A 21,443-nucleotide genomic window follows, 5' to 3' on the forward strand; every position below is an offset into this window, starting at 1 on the left:
CTCTGATCTGCCGCGTTCTCCCGCCAGGGGCCGCGGCTCCCTCCCACCGGACGACGAATGAAGGACGATCGTGCTGATTGCCGGGTTCCCCGCCGGGGCCTGGGGCACCAACTGCTACGTGGTCGCCCCCGCCGCAGGCGAGGAGTGCGTGATCATCGACCCGGGCCACCAGGCCGCCCAGGGAGTCGAGGACGCACTCAAGAAGCATCGGCTCAAGCCCGTCGCGGTCATCCTCACCCACGGCCACATCGACCACGTCGCCTCGGTCGTCCCGGTGTGCGGAGCGCACGACGTCCCCGCGTGGATCCACCCCTCCGACCGGTACATGATGAGCGACCCGGAGAAGGCCCTCGGGCGCTCCATCGGGATGCCGCTCATGGGCGAGCTGACGGTGGGGGAGCCCGACGACCTGCGCGAGCTGACCGACGGCGCCGGGCTGAAGCTGGCAGGCCTCGACTTCACCGTCGCGCACGCGCCGGGCCATACGAAGGGGTCGGTGACCTTCCAGATGCCCGAGACGGCCGAGATCCCCTCGGTCTTCTTCTCGGGCGATCTGCTCTTCGCCGGCTCCATCGGACGCACCGACCTGCCCGGCGGCAGCCACCCCGAGATCCTCCAGTCGCTGGCCCGCGTGTGCCTGCCGCTCGACGACTCGACCGTGGTGCTGTCCGGCCACGGCCCCCAGACATCCATCGGCCAGGAGCGCGCCACCAACCCGTATCTGCGGCAGGTGGCCGCCGGCCTGGGTCCGGACGACACGTCCGCCCCGCGACGAGGAATGTGACGAGAGAACTCCCGTGAGCACCTTCAAGGCCCCCAAGGGCACGTACGACCTGCTTCCCCCCGACTCCGCGAAGTTCCTCGCGGTGCGCGAGGCGATCGCCGCGCCGCTGCGCGACTCCGGCTACGGCTACATCGAGACGCCCGGCTTTGAGAACGTCGAGCTGTTCGCGCGCGGTGTCGGTGAGTCCACCGACATCGTCACCAAGGAGATGTACGCCTTCACGACCAAGGGCGGCGACGAGCTCGCGCTGCGCCCCGAAGGCACCGCGTCCGTGCTGCGCGCGGCCCTGGAGGGCAACCTCCACAAGGCGGGCAACCTCCCCGTCAAGCTCTGGTACTCGGGCTCCTACTACCGGTACGAGCGCCCCCAGAAGGGCCGCTACCGCCACTTCTCCCAGGTCGGCGCCGAGGCGATCGGCGCCGAGGACCCGGCGCTCGACGCCGAGCTGATCATCCTCGCCGACCAGGCCTACCGCGCCCTCGGCCTGCGGAACTTCCGCATCCTGCTCAACTCGCTGGGCGACAAGGAGTGCCGCCCCGTCTACCGCGCCGCGCTCCAGGAGTTCCTGCGCGGCCTGGACCTGGACGAGGAGACACGTCGACGTATCGACATCAACCCGCTCCGGGTCCTCGACGACAAGCGCGCCGAGGTCCAGAAGCAGCTGGTGGGCGCTCCGTCGCTGCGCGAGTACCTGTGCGACGCGTGCAAGGCGTACCACGAGCAGGTCCGCGAGCTGATCACGGCGGCGGGCGTCGCCTTCGAGGACGACGAGAAGCTCGTCCGCGGCCTGGACTACTACACCCGCACCACCTTCGAGTTCGTTCACGACGGCCTGGGCTCGCAGTCCGCGGTCGGCGGCGGCGGCCGCTACGACGGCCTGTCCGAGATGATCGGCGGCCCGTCGCTGCCCTCGGTCGGCTGGGCGCTCGGCGTGGACCGCACGTTGCTCGCCCTGGAGGCGGAGGGCGTCGAGCTCGAACTGCCCGCGTCGACCAGCGTCTTCGCGGTACCGCTCGGCGACGAGGCGCGCCGCGTCCTCTTCGCCAAGGTGACCGAGCTGCGGAGGGCCGGGGTCGCGGCCGACTTCTCGTACGGCGGGAAGGGCCTCAAGGGCGCGATGAAGAACGCCAACCGCTCGGGCGCGCGCTTCACCGTCGTCGCCGGCGAGCGCGACCTGGCGGACGGCGTCGTCCAGCTCAAGGACATGGAGTCCGGGGAACAGGACGCCGTGGCGGTGGACGACATCGTGACGGTCCTGAAGGACCGGCTCGGAAAGTAGCGCCACACGGACGACGGCGGTCGGGGGTGAGGTCACGGGGCGAGCCCGCGGCCTCACCCCCTTCGTCCCCCGTCCGTGCCTCCTTATGTCCATCGAACGGTGGACCCACAGGCGCATACGGCACAATGTGCGTGCCCGCGGACACCTCGAGCGACGGAACGGCGTGATGAGCAAAACGATGTCAGCGAAGGACGACGCCTCGGACGAGCGGAAGCGCACGGACGCTCCCGGCGCCGTCGGCGGCAGTCGCGCGCTCGCCCTGCTGCTGGTGATCACGGGCGCCGCCGGGCTGCTCGCCTCCTGGGTGATCACCATCGACAAGTTCGAGCTCCTGAAGGACCCGAACTTCCAGCCGGGCTGCAGCATCAACCCCGTCGTCGCCTGCGGCAGCATCATGAAGAGCGAGCAGGCCGAGGCCTTCGGCTTCCCCAACCCGATGCTGGGCCTGGTCACCTACGGCATCGTGATCTGCGTCGGCATGAGCCTCCTCGCCGGAGCCCGCTTCCCCCGCTGGTACTGGCTCACGTTCAACGCGGGCGCGCTCTTCGGCGTCGGGTTCTGCACCTGGCTGATGATCCAGTCGCTCTACCACATCAACGCGCTCTGCCTCTGGTGCACGCTGGCCTGGATCGCCACGCTCCTGATGTTCTGGTACATCACGTCCTTCAACATCCGGGCCGGTTTCCTGCCCGCACCGGCCTGGGCCAAGAGCTTCCTTGCCGACTTCACCTGGGCGCTGCCGGTGATGCACACCGGCGTCATCGCGATGCTGATCCTCACCCGCTGGGGCGCCGACCTCTGGGCCTGACCGGCGCCCGGAGGGATTGTCAGTGGGGTGACATAGGGTTCTGAACGTGGAGCCCGACCTGTTCACCGCCGCAGCCGAAGACCGCCAGGAGAAGGATCCGTCCAGCAGCCCCCTGGCCGTCCGGATGCGCCCGCGTACCCTCGACGAAGTCGTCGGCCAGCAGCATCTGCTGAAGCCGGGCTCGCCCCTGCGCCGCCTCGTCGGCGAGGGCGGCGGCGGCCCCGCCGGACCCTCGTCGGTCTTCCTGTGGGGCCCGCCCGGCATCGGCAAGACGACCCTCGCGTACGTGGTCTCCAAGGCCACGAACAAGCGCTTCGTCGAGCTGTCCGCGATCACCGCGGGCGTGAAGGAAGTGCGCGCGGTCATCGACGGCGCCCGTCGGGCCATGGGCGGCCACGGCAAGGAGACCGTCCTCTTCCTCGACGAGATCCACCGCTTCAGCAAGGCCCAGCAGGACTCCCTCCTGCCCGCCGTCGAGAACCGCTGGGTGACGCTCATCGCGGCGACCACCGAGAATCCGTACTTCTCGATCATCTCGCCGCTCCTCTCCCGCTCCCTGCTCCTCACCCTCGAACCGCTCACCGACGACGACCTGCGCGCCCTGCTGCGCCGGGCGCTCATCGACGAGCGGGGCCTGGCCGGCGCGGTCGAGCTGCCCGAGGAGGCCGAGGAGCACCTGCTCCGCATCGCCGGCGGTGACGCCCGCCGCGTGCTCACCGCCCTGGAGGCGGGCGCGGGCTCGGCCCTCGCCAAGGGCGAGCAGGAGATCACCCTCCAGACCTTGGAGGAGTCGGTCGACCGGGCCGCCGTGAAGTACGACCGCGACGGCGACCAGCACTACGACGTCGCGAGCGCCCTCATCAAGTCCATCCGCGGCTCGGACGTGGACGCCGCCCTGCACTATCTGGCCCGCATGATCGAGGCGGGCGAGGACCCCCGCTTCATCGCCAGGCGCCTGATGATCTCCGCCAGCGAGGACATCGGCCTCGCCGACCCGACCGCGCTGCCCATCGCCGTCGCCGCCGCCCAGGCCGTCGCCATGATCGGCTTCCCCGAGGCCGCGCTCACCCTCAGCCACGCCACGATCGCCCTGGCCCTCGCCCCCAAGTCGAATGCCGCGACGATCGCGATCCAGCAGGCCCAGGCCGACATCCGCGGCGGCCTCGCCGGACCCGTCCCGCCCCATCTGCGCGACGGCCACTACAAGGGCGCGGCCAAGCTCGGCCACGCCCAGGGCTATGTGTATCCGCACGACGTCCCCGGCGGCATCGCCGCCCAGCAGTACGCACCGGACACCATCGAGGGCAAGCGCTACTACCAGCCGACGAGGTACGGGGCGGAGGCCAGATACGCCGACGTGGTCGAGCGGGTCCGCGCCCGCCTCAAGGGCGAGCAGCCCGAGGGCTGAGGCATCTCGCCGCACCCGGTATAGTTGTCCGGAGCGCTGCGTCCCGTGTCCGGTCTCGTACCGGCACCACCAGAACGGGACATCCAGCCGGAGCCCCACCGCCGCGAGGCAAGGGGGATCCAGGAGCGTCGCGCACCGTCGAAGGTGTCGCGGGCAGCCCACCACCACCCCGGAACCCCGGGAATCGGTCGGTGGGCCACTCGCGTGCTGCACATTGTGCCCAGACCAGGGAGCGGCTGCCGGGCCCGTCCGTCAGGACGAGCCGGGTTTCCCAGGCTGCGGATTGCGACCTCCCCTAACCACTGGTGAAGCCGATTTCCTTAGAACAGAGAGGTTGGTTCATGCCGAACCAGTCCCGCCCCAAGGTCAAGAAGTCGCGTGCTCTTGGCATCGCGCTGACCCCGAAGGCCGTCAAGTACTTCGAGGCCCGCCCCTACCCGCCGGGCGAGCACGGCCGTGGGCGCAAGCAGAACTCGGACTACAAGGTCCGTCTGCTCGAGAAGCAGCGGCTGCGCGCGCAGTACGACCTCTCCGAGCGCCAGCTCGTCCGTGCCTACGAGCGTGCGTCCAAGACGCAGCTCAAGACCGGTGAGGCCCTGGTCATCGAGCTGGAGCGTCGTCTCGACGCCCTGGTTCTGCGTTCGGGCATCGCCCGCACGATCTACCAGGCCCGCCAGATGGTCGTGCACGGCCACATCGAGGTCAACGGCGGCAAGGTCGACAAGCCGTCGTACCGCGTCCGTCCCGACGACGTCGTGATGGTCCGCGAGCGCAGCCGTGAGAAGCCGCTGTTCCAGGTCGCGCGCGAGGGTGGCTTCGCCCCCGACGGCGAGATCCCGCGCTACCTCCAGGTGAACCTGAAGGCCCTGGCCTTCCGCCTGGACCGCGACCCGAACCGCAAGGAGATCCCCGTGATCTGCGACGAGCAGCTCGTCGTCGAGTACTACGCCCGCTGACCCGGACGTAGCTCACCCTTCCGCAGCCCGTCGCCTCCCCGCCCTTCGTGGTGGGGGAGGCGGCGGGTTCGGTCGTTCCCGGGGCCGCCGCGCAGCGCCCGGGCCACCGCCGCCTCCAGGCCGAGCGCGGCCCCCGCGCGCACGCACTCCTCGTACCGCTCGTCGCCGAGCGCCTCGCGGGCCTGCCGCTCACAGAGCACGTGCGGCCCGCCGAAATGGACCGAGCCGAACAGCGGCAGCCCCACCGCGGTCCAGATACGGGACGCGGCGCCCTGCAGCACCGCCGCCTCGACCGGATCACCCTCCGCCGCGGTGAACAGCGCCAGCAGCTCGATGGACAGGACCATGCCGAGCAGATCGTGGAAGCGGTGGTCGAGATCCAGCGACTCGGTGAGCAGCTCGCGCGCCGTCGCCGCCTCGCCGCGGGTCCACGCCGCGTAGCCGAGGACGTAGAGGGCGTACGCGAGGGTCCAGCGCTCGCCGTGGTCCTCGCAGACCCGGCGCACGTCCTCGCAGAGCTCCACCGCGGCGGCGAGCTCGCCGCGGAAGGCCAGCACCATGGCGAGCTCGGTCTGTCCCATCAGGACGTTGCTGTTGAGCTCGCCGATCTCCCGGTACCGCTCCAGCGCCGCGCGCAGCAGTGTCTCCGCGCGCGGCAGGTCGTCCGTGACCAGGGCCAGACAGCCGATGCGGTGCTCCGCGTACGCCGCCGCGATCGCGCTGCCCGTGTGCTGCGCGCCGTCACGGCACTCGTGCAGCGCAGCCAGCGCGGCGACCGCGTCGCCCTGCAGCACCGCCACATAGCCGAGCACCCACAGCGCCTTGAGCCGCGGCTCCTCGTGGCCGCCGTCGAGCTCCAGGGCCCGGTCCAGCCAGTGCCTGCCCTCCGTGAGCCGTCCGCAGCCGACCCAGTAGAACCACAGCGTCCCGGCGAGGTACTGCCCCAGGTGGGTCTCGTCCCGCTCGGCCAGACAGAACTCCAACGCGGCCCGCAGATTGGGCAGTTCGGCGTCGACGAGCGCGGCGATCTCCTGTTGGCGCGGCGAGAACCAGTCCAGCTCGCACCAGGTGGCGAACCCCAGGTACCAGTCGCGGTGCCTGCGCCGCATCCGTGCGCCCTCGCCCGCCGCCTCCAGCCAGTCGGCGCCGTAGGCCCTGACCGTGTCGAGCATGCGGTAGCGCACCCCCGAGGGCCCCTCCTCGCGGGTGAGGACCGACTGCGCGAGGAGCTCGTCCAGTACGTCGAGCACGTCGTCGGCGGGCAGCCCGTTCCCGGCGCAGACGTATTCGGCGGCCTCCAGGTCGAACTGTCCGGCGAACACCGAGAGACGTGACCACAGCAGCCTCTCCCGCGGCGCGCACAGCTCGTGGCTCCAGCCGATCGCGGTCCGCAGCGTCTGGTGACGCGCCGGGGTGTCGCGCCGGGCGCCGGTGAGCAGCCGGAACCGGTCGTCGAGCCGGGCGAGGAGCTGCGCGGGCGAGAGCGCCCGCAGCCGTCCCGCGGCCAGCTCCACGGCGAGCGGGATGCCGTCGAGGCGCCGGCACAGCTCCATGACGTCCGCGCGGTTGCCGTCGTCGAGGACGAAACCGGGCAGACCGGCCGTCGCACGGTCGGTGAAGAGCGCGGCCGCCTCCGGGTCCGGCATCGGCGCCAGCGGGAAGAGCCGCTCGCCCTCGGTCTCCAGCGGCCTGCGCCCCACGGCGAGCACCCGCAGCCCGGGGGAGTGCACCAGCAGATCGCGCACCAGCGGGGCGCAGGCGTCGACGAGGTGCTCGAAACCGTCGACGACGAGCAGCAGTTCCCGCTCCGCGAGGTGCCCGAGCAGCACCTGGCGCGGCGGCCTCTTCGTGTGGTCCGTCAGCTCCAGGGCCTCGACGACCGCGTGATCGAGCAGGTCCGGGTCCCGGAGCGCCGTGAGATCCACCAGCCAGGCGCCGTCGCGCGATCCGTGCCGCGCCGCGGCCCGCACGGCCAGCCGGGACTTCCCGACCCCGCCGACCCCGGTGACCGTGACCAGCCGCCCGGCCTCCAACGCGGCGGCGAGCTCGGTGAGTTCGGTCTCGCGCCCGACGAAGGCGTTCAGTTCCAGGGGGAGATTGCCGGGCTGAGAAGGTCGCATGGGGTACGGAGCGTACCCAGTCGAATGCGCTCCGTACAATCACGCCGGGCAACTCCTGGGCAAGCGGCGGGGAATGCGGTACAGAGCGATGCCACCGGCGCGATAGGGTCGGAGGACGACTTTTTTGATGTTCAGGTACGAAGTTCAGGGACGAGATTCAGGGAGCGGTGCCAAGTGTCCGGTGGAGAGGTTGCCGGGATCCTGGTGGCCGTCTTCTGGGCGATCCTGGTCTCCTTCCTCGCGGTGGCACTGGCGAGGCTGGCCCAGACGCTCAGGGCGACCACCAAGCTCGTCGCGGACGTGACCGAGCAGGCGGTGCCCCTGCTGGCGGACGCCTCCACCGCGGTGCGCTCCGCGCAGACGCAGATCGACCGCGTCGACGCCATCGCCTCCGACGTCCAGGAGGTCACGTCGAACGCGTCGGCGCTGTCCACCACGGTCGCCTCCACCTTCGGCGGCCCGCTGGTCAAGGTGGCCGCTTTCGGGTACGGCGTGCGCAGGGCCATCAGCCGCAAGGCCGCCCCCGCGGCAGAGGAAATGCCCGCCAAGCCGTCCCGTCGTACGGTGATCGTGGGCCGAACCGTCCCGTCCGCACGGCGGACCAAGCGGGCCAACCGGAGTAAGAGGGACTGACGCAGCGATGTTCCGCCGTACGTTCTGGTTCACCGCGGGCGCAGCCGCCGGCGTATGGGCCACCACCAAGGTCAACCGCAAGCTCAAGCAGCTGACCCCCGAGAGCCTCGCCGCGCAGGCCGCGAACAAGGCGATCGAGACGGGCCACCGCCTGAAGGACTTCGCGCTCGACATCCGCGACGGCATGGCCGAGCGCGAGGCCGAACTGGACGAGGCGCTGGGGCTGCGGGACCACCCCGACGCCGAGCTGCCCGCCTCGCGCCGCTTCGCGGTCATCGAGAACCATCTCAGCAAGAACCCCAGCAGTAACACGAACCACAAGAAGACGCAGTACAACTGGAATGAGGACCACTGATGGAGTCGGCTGAAATCCGCCGCCGCTGGCTGAGCTTCTTCGAGGAGCGCGGGCACACCGTCGTCCCTTCGGCGTCGCTCATCGCGGACGACCCGACTCTGCTGCTCGTCCCCGCCGGCATGGTGCCCTTCAAGCCCTACTTCCTGGGTGAGGTCAAGCCGCCCGCGCCGCGCGTCACCAGCGTGCAGAAGTGCGTGCGCACGCCCGACATCGAAGAGGTCGGCAAGACCACGCGCCACGGCACGTTCTTCCAGATGTGCGGCAACTTCTCCTTCGGCGACTACTTCAAGGAAGGCGCCATCACGCTTTCCTGGGAGCTGCTGACCAGCCCCGTCGAGAAGGGCGGCTTCGGCCTCGACCCCGAGCGGCTGTGGATCACGGTCTACCTCGACGATGACGAGGCCGAGCAGATCTGGCGCGAGAAGGTCGGCGTCCCCGCCGAGCGCATCCAGCGCCTGGGCAAGAAGGACAACTTCTGGTCCATGGGCGTGCCCGGACCCTGCGGCCCCTGCTCGGAGATCAACTACGACCGCGGCCCGGAGTTCGGCGTCGAGGGCGGCCCCGCCGTCAACGACGAGCGCTACGTGGAGATCTGGAACCTGGTCTTCATGCAGTACGAGCGCGGCGAGGGCACCTCGAAGGAGGACTTCGAGATCCTCGGCGAGCTGCCGACCAAGAACATCGACACCGGTCTCGGTCTCGAGCGTCTCGCCATGATCCTCCAGGGCGTACAGAACATGTACGAGACGGACACCCTGCGCGTCGTCATGGACAAGGCCACCGAGCTCACCGGCGTGCGCTACGGCGCCGAGCACGGCACGGACGTCTCCCTGCGCGTGGTCGCCGACCACATCCGTACGTCCACGATGCTCATCGGCGACGGCGTCACCCCCGGCAACGAGGGCCGCGGCTACGTGCTGCGCCGCATCATGCGCCGCGCCATCCGCAACATGCGTCTGCTCGGCGCCACCGGTCCTGTCGTCAAGGACCTCGTCGACGTCGTGATCGAGACGATGGGCCAGCAGTACCCGGAGCTCGTCACCGACCGCAAGCGCATCGAGACCGTCGCCCTCGCCGAAGAGGCCGCCTTCCTCAAGGCCATCAAGGGCGGCACGAACATCCTCGACACCGCCGTCACCGAGACCAAGGCCGCCGGCGGCAAGGTCCTCTCCGGCGACAAGGCGTTCCTGCTGCACGACACGTGGGGCTTCCCCATCGACCTCACCCTGGAGATGGCCGCCGAGCAGGGCCTCTCCGTGGACGAGGACGGGTTCCGCCGCCTCATGAAGGAGCAGCGGGACCGCGCCAAGGCCGACGCCATGGCCAAGAAGACCGGCCACGCCGACCTGCACGCCTACCGCGAGATCGCCGACACCTCCGGCGCCACCGACTTCACCGGCTACTCCCTCACGGAGAACGAGGCCCAGATCGTCGGCCTGCTGGTCAACGGCGTCTCCTCGCCCGCCGCCACCGAGGGCGACGAGGTCGAGATCGTCCTCGACCGCACCCCGTTCTACGCCGAGGGCGGCGGCCAGATCGGCGACACCGGCCGCATCCGCCTGGACAGCGGCGCGATCGTCGAGATCCGTGACGTGCAGAAGCCGGTGCCCGGCGTGCACGTCCACAAGGGTGTCGTCCAGGTCGGCGAGATCACCGTGGGCGCCCCGGTGTGGGCGTCGATCGACGCCCACCGCCGCCGCGCCATCGCCCGCGCCCACTCCGCCACGCACCTCACCCACCAGGCGCTGCGCGACGCGCTCGGCCCGACGGCCGCCCAGGCCGGTTCCGAGAACCAGCCCGGCCGCTTCCGCTTCGACTTCGGTTCGCCGTCCGCCGTGCCCACGGCCGTGATGACGGACGTCGAGCAGAAGATCAACTCGGTGCTCTCCAGGGAACTGGACGTCCAGGCCGAGGTCATGTCGATCGACGACGCCAAGAAGCAGGGCGCCATCGCCGAGTTCGGCGAGAAGTACGGCGAGCGCGTGCGCGTCGTCACCATCGGCGACTTCTCCAAGGAGCTGTGCGGCGGTACGCACGTCCACAACACCGCCCAGCTCGGTCTGGTGAAGCTCCTCGGCGAGTCCTCCATCGGCTCCGGCGTGCGCCGCATCGAGGCGCTGGTCGGCGTCGACGCGTACAACTTCCTCGCCAAGGAGCACACGGTCGTCGCCCAGCTCCAGGAGCTGGTCAAGGGCCGCCCCGAGGAGCTGCCCGAGAAGATCTCCGGCATGCTCGCCAAGCTGAAGGACGCCGAGAAGGAGATCGAGAAGTTCCGCGCGGAGAAGGTCCTCCAGGCCGCCGCCGGTCTCGTCGAGTCCGCCAAGGACGTGCGCGGTGTCGCCCTCGTCACCGGGCAGGTGCCGGACGGCACGGGCGCCGACGACCTGCGCAAGCTGGTCCTCGACGTGCGCGGCCGCATCCAGGGCGACCGCCCGGCCGTCGTCGCGCTCTTCACCACGGCCAACGGCCGGCCGCTGACGGTCATCGCCACCAACGAAGCCGCCCGTGAGCGCGGCTTCAAGGCCGGCGACCTGGTCCGTACGGCTGCCAAGACCCTCGGCGGCGGTGGCGGCGGCAAGCCGGACGTCGCCCAGGGCGGCGGCCAGAACCCGGCCGCCATCGGCGACGCCATCGCCGCCGTCGAGCGCCTCGTCACCGAGACGGCCTGATGACGGAGCCGGCAGGCCGGTCGGGGGGCATGCGCCGCGGCCGCCGCCTCGCCATCGACGTCGGGGACGCCCGGATCGGGGTCGCCTCGTGCGACCCCGACGGGATCCTCGCCACGCCGGTGGAGACGGTGCCGGGGCGCGATGTCCCGGCCGCCCAGCGCCGCTTGAAGCAGCTCGCCGACGAGTACGAGCCGATCGAGATCGTCGTCGGCCTCCCTCGCTCCCTCAACGGGGGCGAGGGCCCGGCGGCCGCCAAGGTCCGCGCGTTCACCCGGGACCTCGCCCGCATGGTCGCCCCCATTGCGGTGAGGCTCGTGGACGAGAGGATGACCACAGTGACGGCCAGTCAGGGGCTGCGCGCCTCCGGCGTGAAGTCCAAAAAGGGCAGGTCTGTCATCGATCAGGCGGCGGCCGTGATCATCCTTCAGCAGGCCCTGGAGTCCGAACGGGCGTCAGGTAAAGCTCCCGGCGAGGGCGTCGAAGTGGTCATCTGATCGCGATACGGTAACGTTCCGCGCGATGCGGCGGCGTTCGAACAGCCGCCGCACGGCATCAAGAGGCGGAACGGTTGCCCGGCCATCCCGACGGCGGCCCCGCCTCGCGGCATGTAGGGGATCGATGACTGAGTATGGCCGGGGTCCAGGCTCCGAACCGTGGCATCCGGAGGACCCGTTGTACGGGGACCGCGGATGGGGAGGACAGGAGCCTTCGGGCGGCACGTCCACCTACGGCGGCCAGGGGCAGTACCACCCTCAGCAGCCGCACCAGCATCAGCAGCCGCACCACCAGCAGCAGCCGTCGCACGAGTCCCAGTACGGCGGTGACTGGAGCACCGGACAGCAGCAGGCCTACGGTCAGCAACAGCAGTACGGCGGCCAGCAGCAGTACAACGGCGACCCCGGGCAGGGCTACAACGGAGGCTCGGGCCAGGGCTACGACGGCAACTCCGGCCAGGGTTACAACGGCGGCCCCGAGCACGGCTACAACGGTGGCAACGGTGGCTGGGACACCGGTCAGCAGGGCCAGGTCCCGTACAGCGCCGACCCCATGGACCCCTACGGCGGCCAGCAGGCCGGCTACGGCTCGGAGAGCCACGACTACTACTCCACGCCGGACGCCTACTCGCCGCCGGAGCCGCCCGGCCGCCGCCGCTCGCCCGAGCCCCCCGAGTCCGAATCCGGGCCCGAAGCCGAGACGGACTGGGACCCGGGCCCCGACCAGGGCGAGCACGCCTTCTTCGCGGGCGACGACGCCGAGGACGACGACGGGGCCGGCCGCCGGGGCGACCGGCGCGGCGGCCGTGGCGGAAAGAAGCCCAAGAAGCGCCGCAACGGCTGCGCCTGTCTGGTCGTCACGCTGGTGTTCGGCGGCGGCCTCGGCGGAGTCGGCTACTTCGGCTACCAGTTCTATCAGGATCGTTTCGGCACGGCGCCGGACTACGCGGGCGAGGGCTCGGGGACGGCCGTCGTCGAGATCCCCAAGGCCTCCAGCGGATACGCGATCGGGCAGAAGCTGAAGGACGCGGGCGTCGTCAAGAGCGTCGACGCGTTCGTCTCCGCCCAGGGGCAGCACCAGCAGGGCAAGTCCATTCAGTCGGGCGTCTACACGCTCAAGAAGCACATGTCCGCGAAGAGCGCCGTCGCGCTGATGCTCAACCCGAAGAGCCGCAGCAACCTCATCATTCCCGAGGGCCGGCGGAACGTCTGGGTCTACGAACAGATCGACGACCGCCTCGACGTGGCCAAGGGCACCACGGAAAACGTGGCCAAGAAGGAATGGCGGAGCCTCGGACTTCCCGCCTGGGCCAATACGAACAAGGACATCAAGGACCCCCTGGAAGGGTTCCTCTATCCCTCCAGCTATCCGGTCGCCAAGGGCCAGAAGCCCGCGGACGTCCTCAAGAACATGGTCGCCCACGCGACGGAGAAGTACGACGAGCTCGGCCTCGCTTCCAAGGCCAAGGACCTGAACCTCAAGAATCCGCTCGAACTTCTCACCGTGGCGAGCCTGGTCCAGGCCGAAGGCAAGTACAAGCACGACTTCGAGAAGGTCGCCACGGTCGTCTACAACCGCCTGAAGCCCAACAACACCGAGACGTACGGTCTGTTGGACTTCGACTCGACGGTGAACTACCTGCGCGGGAAGTCCGAGTTGGCGACGGGCTCGGTCGACGAGCTCCGCAAGCTCAAGGACCCGTACAACACGTACAAGATCAAGGGTCTGCCGCCCGGGCCGATCGGAAACCCGGGCGAGGTGGCGCTGAATTCGGCACTGCATCCCGCCGAGGGCGACTGGTACTACTTCGTCTCCGTCAGCGAGGACAAGACGCTCTTCGCCGAAACGAACGAGGAACAGAACCGGAACCGCGAGAAATACCTGAAGGGACAATGAGCGCGCAGCAGCGACGAGCCGCAGTCCTCGGCTCTCCGATCGCCCATTCACTCTCCCCGGTGCTGCACAGCGCGGCGTACGAGGAATTGGGCCTGAGCGACTGGACGTACGACCGTTTCGAGACCGACGAGGCGGCACTGCCCGAATTCGTCGGGAAACTCGGCCCCGAATGGGCGGGGCTCTCGCTGACCATGCCGTTGAAGCGGGCGATCATGCCGCTGCTCGACGAGATCAGTGAGACCGCCGCGTCCGTCGAGGCGGTGAACACGGTGGTGTTCGGCCCCGACGGCCGGCGCACCGGCGACAACACCGACATCCCGGGCATGGTCGCCGCGCTCCGCGAGCACGGCATCGAGCAGGTCGAGTCCGCCGCGATCCTTGGCGCGGGCGCCACCGCGTCGTCGGCGCTGGCCGCGCTCGCGCGGATCTGCACGGGCGAGGTCGTCGTGTACGTGCGCAGCGACGCCCGCGCCGCCGAGATGCGGCAGTGGGGCGAGCGGCTCGACGTGGAGGTCAGGACCGAGGCTTGGGAGGACGCCCGCGAGGCGCTGACCGCCCCCCTGGTGATCGCCACGACCCCGGCGGGCACCACGGACGCGCTGGCCGGCCTGGTCCCCGAGCGGCCCGCCACCCTCTTCGACGTGCTGTACGACCCGTGGCCCACCGATCTCGCGGCGCGCTGGTCGGCGTACGGCGGGGCGGTCGTCAGCGGACTCGACCTCCTCGTCCACCAGGCCGTGCTCCAGGTCGAGCAGATGACGGGTCGCGCGCCCGCGCCGCTCGCCGCCATGCGCAGGGCGGGGGAGCGCGCGCTCGCCGCCCGGTAAATCCCTGGTCGCGCCGTGGTCGAGGCGTGGCCGAGGGGTGGCCCGAGGACGTCCGTCAGATGGACCGGACGGCAGGTCGCGCCTCAGGTCGTGGGAGGATCGGGGGTGGCGGGCCAGGGCCGCGCACCCGGCCGCGCCGTCGAAGACCGCAGTTCGAGGCGCGAGCATGAGGAGCACACCGTTGAGCAGGTTGCGTTGGCTGACCGCGGGGGAGTCGCACGGACCCGCGCTTGTCGCGACGTTGGAGGGTCTTCCCGCCGGCGTGCCGATCACGACGGAGATGGTGGCGGATCATCTGGCGCGGCGGCGGCTGGGGTATGGCCGTGGTGCGCGGATGAAGTTCGAGCGTGATGAGGTCACGTTCCTGGGTGGTGTGCGGCACGGGCTGAGCATGGGTTCGCCGATCGCGGTGATGGTGGGCAACACGGAGTGGCCCAAGTGGGAGCAGGTCATGTCGGCCGATCCGGTGGATCCGGCGGTCCTGGCCGATCTGGCGCGCAATGCGCCGCTGACGCGTCCCCGGCCCGGTCACGCGGACCTTGCCGGTATGCAGAAGTACGGCTTCGACGAGGCGCGACCCGTCCTGGAGCGCGCTTCGGCCCGTGAGACGGCGGCCCGGGTGGCCCTTGGCGCGGTGGCCCGTTCGTACTTGAAGGAGACGGCGGGGATCGAGATCGTCTCGCACGTCACGGAGCTGGCGGCGGCGAAGGCCCCCTACGGCGTCTACCCCACCCCCGCCGACGTCGAGAAGCTGGACGCGGATCCGGTGCGCTGTCTGGACGCGGATGCGTCGAAGGCGATGGTCGCGGAGATCGACCAGGCCCACAAGGACGGTGACACCCTGGGCGGTGTCGTCGAGGTCCTCGCGTACGGGGTGCCGGTGGGTCTGGGCTCGCATGTGCACTGGGACCGGCGGCTCGATGCCCGTCTGGCGGCCGCGCTCATGGGCATCCAGGCGATCAAGGGTGTCGAGGTCGGGGACGGCTTCGATCTGGCGCGGGTGCCGGGTTCCAAGGCACACGACGAGATCGTCACCACGGACGACGGCATCAAGCGCACGTCGGGCCGGTCCGGTGGCACCGAGGGTGGTCTGACCACGGGCGAGCTGTTGCGCGTACGTGCCGCGATGAAGCCGATTGCGACCGTGCCGCGCGCGCTGGCCACCATCGACGTGACCACCGGTGAGGCGGCGAAGGCGCATCACCAGCGCTCGGATGTGTGTGCGGTGCCGGCGGCCGGGATTGTCGCCGAGGCCATGGTGGCGCTGGTTCTGGCCGATGCCGTTGCCGAGAAGTTCGGTGGCGACAGCGTGCCCGAGACGCGGCGCAATGTGGAGTCGTACCTCGACAACCTCCAGATCCGGTGAGCGGTCCGCAGATCGTCCTCGTCGGCCCGATGGGTGTGGGCAAGACGACGGTCGGTGAGCTGCTGGCCGAGCGGCTGGGTGTCACGTTCCGGGACACCGACGCCGACATCGTCGCCGCCCAGGGGCGGGAGATCTCCGACATCTTCGTCGACGAGGGCGAGCCGTACTTCCGTGGCCTGGAGAAGGCCGCCGTGGCGAGCGCCCTCGCAGAACACGACGGGGTGCTCGCTCTCGGCGGCGGCGCGATCCTCGACGAGACGACGCGCGGGCTGCTCGGCGTCCACCCGGTCGTCTATCTCTCGATGGACGTCGAGGAGGCCGTCAAGCGCACCGGCCTCAACCAGGCGCGCCCGCTGCTGGCCGTCAACCCGCGCAAGCAGTGGCGCGAGCTGATGGACGCCCGCCGCCAGCTGTACGCCGAAGTCGCCCGCGCGGTCGTCGCCACCGACGGCCGCACCCCCGATGAGGTCGCCCAGGCGGTCCTCGACGCACTGGAGTTGAAGGAAGCATGACGACGGAGCAGACCCCCACCCGTATCCAGGTCGGTGGCACCGCCGGCACGGATCCGTACGAGGTCCTGGTCGGTCGGCAGCTCCTCGGCGAGCTGCCCGGCCTCATCGGCGACCAGGCCAAGCGGGTCGCCGTGATCCACCCCGAGGCGCTCGCCGAGACCGGCGACGCGCTCCGGCAGGACCTCGCCGACCAGGGCTACGAAGCCGTCGCCATCCAGATCCCGAACGCCGAGGAGGCCAAGACGGCGGAGGTCGCGGCGTACTGCTGGAAGGCCCTCGGCCAGTCCGGCTTCACGCGCAGCGACGTCATCGTCGGCGTCGGCGGCGGCGCCTCCACCGACCTCGCCGGGTTCGTGGCCGCGACCTGGCTGCGCGGGGTGCGGTGGATCGCCGTACCGACCACGGTGCTCGGCATGGTGGACGCGGCGGTCGGCGGCAAGACCGGCATCAACACCGCCGAGGGCAAGAACCTCGTGGGCGCCTTCCACCCGCCGGCCGGGGTCCTCTGCGACCTGGCGGCACTGGAATCGCTCCCCGCGAACGACTACGTGTCCGGGCTCGCGGAGATCATCAAGGCCGGTTTCATCGCCGACCCGGTGATCCTGGAGCTCATCGAGGCGGACCCGGAGGCGGCCCGTACGCCCGCGGGACCGCACACCGCCGAGCTCATCGAGCGCTCCATCAGGGTCAAGGCCGAGGTCGTCTCCGGCGACCTCAAGGAGGCGGGCCTCCGCGAGATCCTCAACTACGGTCACACCCTCGCGCACGCCATCGAGAAGAACGAGCGCTACAAGTGGCGGCACGGCGCCGCGGTCTCCGTCGGCATGCACTTCGCGGCCGAACTCGGCCGTCTGGCGGGCCGTCTGGACGACGCGACGGCCGACCGGCACCGCACGGTCCTCGAATCGGTCGGGCTGCCGCTCACCTACCGCTACGACCAGTGGCCCAAGCTTCTGGAGACCATGAAGGTCGACAAGAAGTCCCGCGGTGACCTGCTGCGCTTCATCGTCCTCGACGGCCTCGGCAAGCCGACCGTCCTGGAGGGTCCCGACCCGGCGGTGCTGCTCGCCGCGTACGGCGAAGTGGGCCAGTAACCGGCTCCTCCGTGGCCGCCGGAGCTGCCGGATCCGGCCACGGGCACCTCTCGGCGTCCCCGGCCGTTCACACAACGGCGGCCGGGGACGGTACCGTTCGGTAACGGGCGGCCCGGCCGCCGCCCGACCAGCGTCAGTCGCACGAGACGGAGTGGCACCGGATGCAGCACGCAGTGGGATCTCCGCTGCCGCCGCCCCATCAGCCGGGGCACGGACCGGCCACCGGCTGGACGCCGGCCGCACACCACCCGAGCGCGCCGCCTCCGGGCGCGGCGCCGCACAGAGCGGTGCCTCCCGCGCCCGGATTCACGGGCGGACCCGTCCCGCCGTCCGCCCCGCGCCCGCAGGGGCAGCCGCCGCAGGCTGCTCACGCGCCGGGGCAGGCGCCGATGCCGCACGCTCCTGCGGCCCCGCACGGGGCACCCCAGCCCCAGCCCCCGCAGCACGGGCCAGGCCCCGTGCCTCCGCCGCCGGACACCTCGGGGCAGACGGGCCACATACAACTGCCGCCGGGCGGCCCCGTGGCGATGCCGAGCCCTCCGCCGGGCACGGCACAGACCGACACCGGCGGCACGACACTCGCCGTGCTGCTCATCGGGCCCGCCGGCGCGGGCAAGACGAGCGTCGCGAAGTACTGGGCCGAGCACCGCCGTGTGCCGACGGCCCACATCAGCCTCGACGACGTACGCGAGTGGGTGCGCTCGGGCTTCGCCGACCCCCAGTCGGGGTGGAACGACCACTCGGAGGCGCAGTACCGCCTGGCCCGCCGCACCTGCGGCTTCGCCGCGCGGAACTTCCTGGCCAACGGCATCTCCTGCATCCTCGACGACGCCGTCTTCCCCGACCGCCCGGTCGTCGGCCTCGGCGGCTGGAAGCGGCACGTGGGCCCCGGCCTCCTGCCGGTCGTCCTCCTCCCCGGCCTGGAGATCGTCCTGGAGCGCAACGCGGAGCGCAGCGGCAACCGCCGCCTCTCCGACGAGGAAGTGGCCCGCATCCACGGCCGCATGGCGGGTTGGTACGGCTCGGGCCTCCCCATCATCGACAACTCCCAGCTGGACGTCCCCGCCACGGCCCGAGTCCTGGACGACGTCCTGGCCCGCGCCATCGCCAGCCCTCCGAAGTGGTAGCCCGCAGGTAGGCCCGGAGCGGTGGGGGCGCCGCCCGGTCGGACGCGCCCGCCGGGCCGTGTGGTGGCGGCGCTCGTAGGCTCGCCCCATGTCAGAGGTGTACGCGGTCCGCAGGGAGCGGGTTCGGGAGCGGTGTGCCGCCGGTGGTGGCGCGGCGGCGTTGATCTCCCGGCCCGCCAATGTCCGCTATCTCGCCGGTGCGGCGCCCCGCGGCGCCGTGCTGCTCGTCGGCACCGCCGAGGACGTACTGCTGTGCGGGCGTCCGCCCGGTGCGCAGCAGGGCGAGGGGCGGCCCGACGAAGCGCTGAAGGTGCAGGTGCTGCCCGCGCCGGGTGCCGACCCGGCCGTCGCCGGAGCCGGCCTCGCGGCTGCCGCGGGCGTCGGGGCGCTGGCCGTCGAGGAGCACCACCTGACCGTCGCCCGGCACCGGGCACTCGGTTCCGTCGCGCCCCGACTGCGCCTGACGGATCTCGGAACGGCGGTCGAACAGCTGCGTCTGGTCAAGGACGCCGACGAACTCTCCTGTCTGCGGATCGCCGCCGAGATCGCCGACCAGGCGCTGGGGGAGCTCCTCGAGTCCATTCTCGTGGGGCGCACGGAACGCCACTTGGCGCTGGAGCTGGAGCGGCGGCTCGTCGACCACGGCGCGGACGGCCCCGCGTTCCCGACCTCCGTGGCCACCGGCCCGAATTCCGGGAAGGGCGGCCACCGGCCCTCGGACCGGCGGGTGGAGGAGGGCGACTTCCTCTCCGTCTGTCTGGGGGCGAGCTACCGCGGCTACTGCTGCGAGATCGGCCGTACGTTCGTCATCGGTACGTCGCCCGCCGACTGGCAGATCGAGTTGTACGACCTGGTCTTCGCCGCGCAGCGGGCCGGCCGCGAGGCCCTGGTACCCGGTGCCGCCTGCCGCGATGTGGACCGCGCGGCACGCCACGTACTGGACTCCGCGGGCTATGCGGAGGCCCTTGCTCCGCTGACTGGACATGGTGTGGGGCTCGAAAACGACGAGGACCCTCAATTGGCGCCCGCGGCCATGGGTAAACTGGACGCTTGCGTGCCGGTCACCGTCGAACCGGGGGTTCACCTCCCTGGCCGGGGTGGTGTCCGGATCGATGACACGCTCGTCGTGCGCCCCGAGGCGGACGGCGGACCCGAGCTACTCACCATCACGACCAAGGAACTGCTCGCGCTCTAGCGCGCGTGCCCGCCCGGGGTCGTCCACCAGTCAGTCAGTGCAGGAGATTCCGCAACCGTGGCTTCCACGAACGACCTCAAGAACGGCCTGGTGCTCAAGCTCGAAGGCGGCCAGCTCTGGTCCGTCGTCGAGTTCCAGCACGTCAAGCCCGGCAAGGGCCCGGCCTTCGTGCGCACCAAGCTCAAGAACGTGCTCTCCGGCAAGGTCGTCGACAAGACGTTCAACGCCGGCGTCAAGGTCGAGACGGCCACGATTGACAAGCGCGACATGCAGTTCTCCTACATGGACGGCGAGTACTTCGTCTTCATGGACATGGAGACCTACGACCAGCTGCACATCGACAAGAAGGCCGTCGGTGACGCCGCCAACTTCCTGATCGAGGGCTTCACCGCCACCGTCGCGCAGCACGAGGGCGAAGTCCTCTTCGTCGAGCTGCCCGCCGCCGTCGAGCTCACCATCCAGGAGACCGAGCCGGGCGTCCAGGGCGACCGCTCCACGGGCGGCACCAAGCCGGCCATCCTGGAGACCGGTCACCAGATCAACGTGCCGCTCTTCATCACCACCGGCGAGAAGATCAAGGTCGACACCCGTGACAGCGGCTACCTCGGTCGGGTGAACAGCTAACCGTGGCTGCTCGTAACACGGCCCGCAAGCGCGCCTTCCAGATCCTCTTCGAGGCGGACCAGCGCGGTACGGACGTCCTGACGGTCCTCGCGGACTGGGTACGCCATTCGCGGTCCGACACCCGGCAGCCGCCGGTGAGCGAGTACACGATGGAGCTCGTCGAGGGGTACGCGGAGCAGGAGCGCCGCATCGACGAACTCATCTCGCAGTACGCCGTCGGATGGACCCTGGACCGCATGCCGGTCGTCGACCGGAACATCCTGCGGCTCGGCGCCTACGAACTCGTATGGGTCGACGGGACGCCGGACGCCGTGGTGATCGACGAGGCCGTCGAACTCGCCAAGGAGTTCTCCACGGACGAGTCGCCGTCGTTCATCAACGGTCTGCTCGGACGCTTCAAGGACCTGAAGCCGTCCCTGCGCCGCGACGAGTCGTAAGGCGTCGTCGTACGCCAAACCGGAGGGCCCGCAGCAATCCGCTGCGGGCCCTCCGGTTTCTCCGGGCCGGTTTCTCCAAGCTGGTTTCTCAAGGAAATGCTCCGGGGAGAAATGCCGGGGAAAAATCCGGGGACAGAGCAGAAAACCGCCGGGGTGGCCGCGGCCTTTCGGCTGCGGCCACCCCGGCGGCACGTTTCTGCTGATGTGTCGCGCGGCGGTCAGACCTCTTCGTGGGCGACGGCGCGACGCGCGTCCGCGTCCAGGACGCCCCAGCTGATCAGCTGCTCGGTCAGGACCGAGGGCGACTGGTCATAGATCACGGCGAGGGTGCGCAGGTCGTCCTGGCGGATCGAGAGCACCTTGCCGTTGTAGTCACCGCGCTGGGACTGGATCGTGGCGGCATACCGCTGGAGCGGGCCGGCCTTCTCCTGCGGGACGTGCGCCAGACGCTCCAGGTCGAGGACGAGCTTCGGCGGCGGCTCGGCGGCACCACCGGGGGCCGTGCCGGGAAGAAGCTCCTGCACCGGGACGCCGTAGAAGTCCGCCAGCTCGGCGAGGCGCTGCACGGTCACGGCACGGTCGCCGCGCTCGTACGACCCCACGACGACCGCCTTCCAGCGTCCCTGGGACTTCTCCTCGACTCCGTGGAGGGAAAGGCCCTGCTGGGTACGGATCGCGCGGAGCTTGGCCCCGAGCTGCTTGGCGTATTCGCTGGACATATAGCTCCCCGGACGCTGCGACATCATGCGGCTCCGCCGCGTGGCTGGTAACTCACTGTGAGGTTACGCAGCGTTACTTGCCTGCGTCAAGCCGAAAGGTCCTTACCGCCCCTTCGGTGGAGGCCGATGACGTGCCGGG

General features: G+C 70.6%; 19 protein-coding genes and 1 pseudogene. 18 read left to right on the forward strand and 2 right to left on the reverse strand.

What is annotated here, in order from left to right; translation table 11 throughout:
• Positions 1-70 precede the first annotated feature (70 nt).
• From ACZ56E_RS21635 to rpsD, 5 genes are all read left to right on the forward strand, one after another.
• Positions 71-784: an MBL fold metallo-hydrolase gene (locus tag ACZ56E_RS21635; RefSeq protein WP_471216335.1), complete on the forward strand. Its 714-nt coding sequence runs from the start codon at positions 71-73 to the stop codon at positions 782-784.
• 13 nt (positions 785-797) lie between these two features.
• Positions 798-2,063 carry a histidine--tRNA ligase gene (gene hisS / locus ACZ56E_RS21640; RefSeq protein WP_471216337.1) on the forward strand — a complete coding sequence of 422 codons (1,266 nt, stop codon included), beginning with the start codon at positions 798-800 and terminating at the stop codon, positions 2,061-2,063.
• Positions 2,064-2,229: 166 nt separating this feature from the next.
• Positions 2,230-2,871: a vitamin K epoxide reductase family protein gene (locus tag ACZ56E_RS21645; RefSeq protein ID WP_471216340.1), complete on the forward strand. Its 642-nt coding sequence runs from the start codon at positions 2,230-2,232 to the stop codon at positions 2,869-2,871.
• Between the two features lie 46 nt (positions 2,872-2,917).
• Positions 2,918-4,279, forward strand: a complete 1,362-nt coding sequence (locus ACZ56E_RS21650) for a replication-associated recombination protein A (RefSeq protein ID WP_468611564.1) — start codon at positions 2,918-2,920, stop codon at positions 4,277-4,279.
• A 341-nt stretch (positions 4,280-4,620) separates the two neighbouring features.
• A complete protein-coding gene (rpsD, locus tag ACZ56E_RS21655) occupies positions 4,621-5,235 on the forward strand; it encodes a 30S ribosomal protein S4 (protein ID WP_125511570.1) in 615 nt (204 codons plus the stop codon).
• A 25-nt stretch (positions 5,236-5,260) separates the two neighbouring features.
• Here the strand turns inward: rpsD and ACZ56E_RS21660 are convergent.
• Positions 5,261-7,355, reverse strand: a pseudogene (locus tag ACZ56E_RS21660) (ATP-binding protein); the annotation flags it as partial.
• Positions 7,356-7,529: 174 nt separating this feature from the next.
• Between ACZ56E_RS21660 and ACZ56E_RS21665 the strand changes: the two are divergent.
• The 13 genes from ACZ56E_RS21665 to nusB all read left to right on the forward strand — a co-directional run bounded on the left by ACZ56E_RS21665 (position 7,530) and on the right by nusB (position 20,585).
• Positions 7,530-7,988 carry a DUF948 domain-containing protein gene (locus ACZ56E_RS21665; RefSeq protein WP_468327092.1) on the forward strand — a complete coding sequence of 153 codons (459 nt, stop codon included), beginning with the start codon at positions 7,530-7,532 and terminating at the stop codon, positions 7,986-7,988.
• Positions 7,989-7,995: 7 nt separating this feature from the next.
• A complete protein-coding gene (locus ACZ56E_RS21670) occupies positions 7,996-8,343 on the forward strand; it encodes a DUF6167 family protein (RefSeq protein WP_398310836.1) in 348 nt (115 codons plus the stop codon).
• On the forward strand, positions 8,343-11,012 hold the full coding sequence (alaS, locus tag ACZ56E_RS21675; RefSeq protein WP_468611563.1) for an alanine--tRNA ligase: 2,670 nt from the start codon (positions 8,343-8,345) through the stop codon (positions 11,010-11,012). Before ACZ56E_RS21670 ends, alaS begins: the two co-directional genes overlap by 1 nt.
• On the forward strand, positions 11,012-11,506 hold the full coding sequence (gene ruvX, locus ACZ56E_RS21680; protein ID WP_468611562.1) for a Holliday junction resolvase RuvX: 495 nt from the start codon (positions 11,012-11,014) through the stop codon (positions 11,504-11,506). Before alaS ends, ruvX begins: the two co-directional genes overlap by 1 nt.
• A 124-nt stretch (positions 11,507-11,630) precedes the next feature.
• Positions 11,631-13,403, forward strand: coding sequence for an endolytic transglycosylase MltG (gene mltG / locus ACZ56E_RS21685; protein ID WP_471216345.1), 1,773 nt, complete (start codon positions 11,631-11,633; stop codon positions 13,401-13,403).
• Positions 13,400-14,230, forward strand: coding sequence for a shikimate dehydrogenase (locus tag ACZ56E_RS21690; RefSeq protein WP_471216347.1), 831 nt, complete (start codon positions 13,400-13,402; stop codon positions 14,228-14,230). The genes mltG and ACZ56E_RS21690 overlap by 4 nt, the downstream gene beginning before the upstream one ends.
• Before the next feature lie 181 nt (positions 14,231-14,411).
• Positions 14,412-15,596, forward strand: a complete 1,185-nt coding sequence (gene aroC, locus ACZ56E_RS21695; protein WP_471216349.1) for a chorismate synthase — start codon at positions 14,412-14,414, stop codon at positions 15,594-15,596.
• A gap of 29 nt (positions 15,597-15,625) precedes the next feature.
• Positions 15,626-16,108, forward strand: coding sequence for a shikimate kinase (locus tag ACZ56E_RS21700; RefSeq protein ID WP_471216433.1), 483 nt, complete (start codon positions 15,626-15,628; stop codon positions 16,106-16,108).
• Complete coding sequence (aroB, locus tag ACZ56E_RS21705) at positions 16,105-17,202, forward strand: 3-dehydroquinate synthase (protein ID WP_471216351.1); 1,098 nt, start codon at positions 16,105-16,107, stop codon at positions 17,200-17,202. Before ACZ56E_RS21700 ends, aroB begins: the two co-directional genes overlap by 4 nt.
• A gap of 161 nt (positions 17,203-17,363) precedes the next feature.
• Positions 17,364-18,329 carry a Pro-rich N-terminal domain-containing protein gene (locus ACZ56E_RS21710; RefSeq protein ID WP_471216353.1) on the forward strand — a complete coding sequence of 322 codons (966 nt, stop codon included), beginning with the start codon at positions 17,364-17,366 and terminating at the stop codon, positions 18,327-18,329.
• Positions 18,330-18,417: 88 nt separating this feature from the next.
• Entirely contained in the window at positions 18,418-19,524 is a 1,107-nt protein-coding gene (locus ACZ56E_RS21715; RefSeq protein WP_468611556.1) for a M24 family metallopeptidase, read from the forward strand.
• 57 nt (positions 19,525-19,581) lie between these two features.
• Positions 19,582-20,148, forward strand: a complete 567-nt coding sequence (gene efp / locus ACZ56E_RS21720) for an elongation factor P (protein ID WP_468611555.1) — start codon at positions 19,582-19,584, stop codon at positions 20,146-20,148.
• Between the two features lie 2 nt (positions 20,149-20,150).
• Positions 20,151-20,585, forward strand: a complete 435-nt coding sequence (gene nusB, locus ACZ56E_RS21725) for a transcription antitermination factor NusB (protein ID WP_468611554.1) — start codon at positions 20,151-20,153, stop codon at positions 20,583-20,585.
• Positions 20,586-20,803: 218 nt separating this feature from the next.
• On the opposite strand, the gene bldD is transcribed toward nusB, so the two are convergent.
• Positions 20,804-21,304, reverse strand: a complete 501-nt coding sequence (gene bldD, locus ACZ56E_RS21730; protein WP_030787240.1) for a transcriptional regulator BldD — start codon at positions 21,302-21,304, stop codon at positions 20,804-20,806.
• Between the last annotated feature and the right edge of the window lie 139 nt (positions 21,305-21,443).

This window comes from Streptomyces sp. NPDC039480 (genome assembly GCF_055597165.1).

Excerpts from the sequence above, each read along its gene's own strand:
- ACZ56E_RS21645 (WP_471216340.1), top strand. The coding sequence starts at position 2,230 with ATGAGCAAAACGATGTCAGCGAAGGACGACGCCTCGGACGAGCGGAAG.
- rpsD (WP_125511570.1), top strand. The coding sequence starts at position 4,621 with ATGCCGAACCAGTCCCGCCCCAAGGTCAAGAAGTCGCGTGCTCTTGGC.
- ACZ56E_RS21670 (WP_398310836.1), top strand. The coding sequence starts at position 7,996 with ATGTTCCGCCGTACGTTCTGGTTCACCGCGGGCGCAGCCGCCGGCGTA.
- alaS (WP_468611563.1), top strand. The coding sequence starts at position 8,343 with ATGGAGTCGGCTGAAATCCGCCGCCGCTGGCTGAGCTTCTTCGAGGAG.
- ruvX (WP_468611562.1), top strand. The coding sequence starts at position 11,012 with ATGACGGAGCCGGCAGGCCGGTCGGGGGGCATGCGCCGCGGCCGCCGC.
- mltG (WP_471216345.1), top strand. The coding sequence starts at position 11,631 with ATGACTGAGTATGGCCGGGGTCCAGGCTCCGAACCGTGGCATCCGGAG.
- ACZ56E_RS21690 (WP_471216347.1), top strand. The coding sequence starts at position 13,400 with ATGAGCGCGCAGCAGCGACGAGCCGCAGTCCTCGGCTCTCCGATCGCC.
- ACZ56E_RS21700 (WP_471216433.1), top strand. The coding sequence starts at position 15,626 with ATGGGTGTGGGCAAGACGACGGTCGGTGAGCTGCTGGCCGAGCGGCTG.
- aroB (WP_471216351.1), top strand. The coding sequence starts at position 16,105 with ATGACGACGGAGCAGACCCCCACCCGTATCCAGGTCGGTGGCACCGCC.
- ACZ56E_RS21710 (WP_471216353.1), top strand. The coding sequence starts at position 17,364 with ATGCAGCACGCAGTGGGATCTCCGCTGCCGCCGCCCCATCAGCCGGGG.
- ACZ56E_RS21715 (WP_468611556.1), top strand. The coding sequence starts at position 18,418 with ATGTCAGAGGTGTACGCGGTCCGCAGGGAGCGGGTTCGGGAGCGGTGT.
- bldD (WP_030787240.1), bottom strand. The coding sequence starts at position 21,304 with ATGTCCAGCGAATACGCCAAGCAGCTCGGGGCCAAGCTCCGCGCGATC.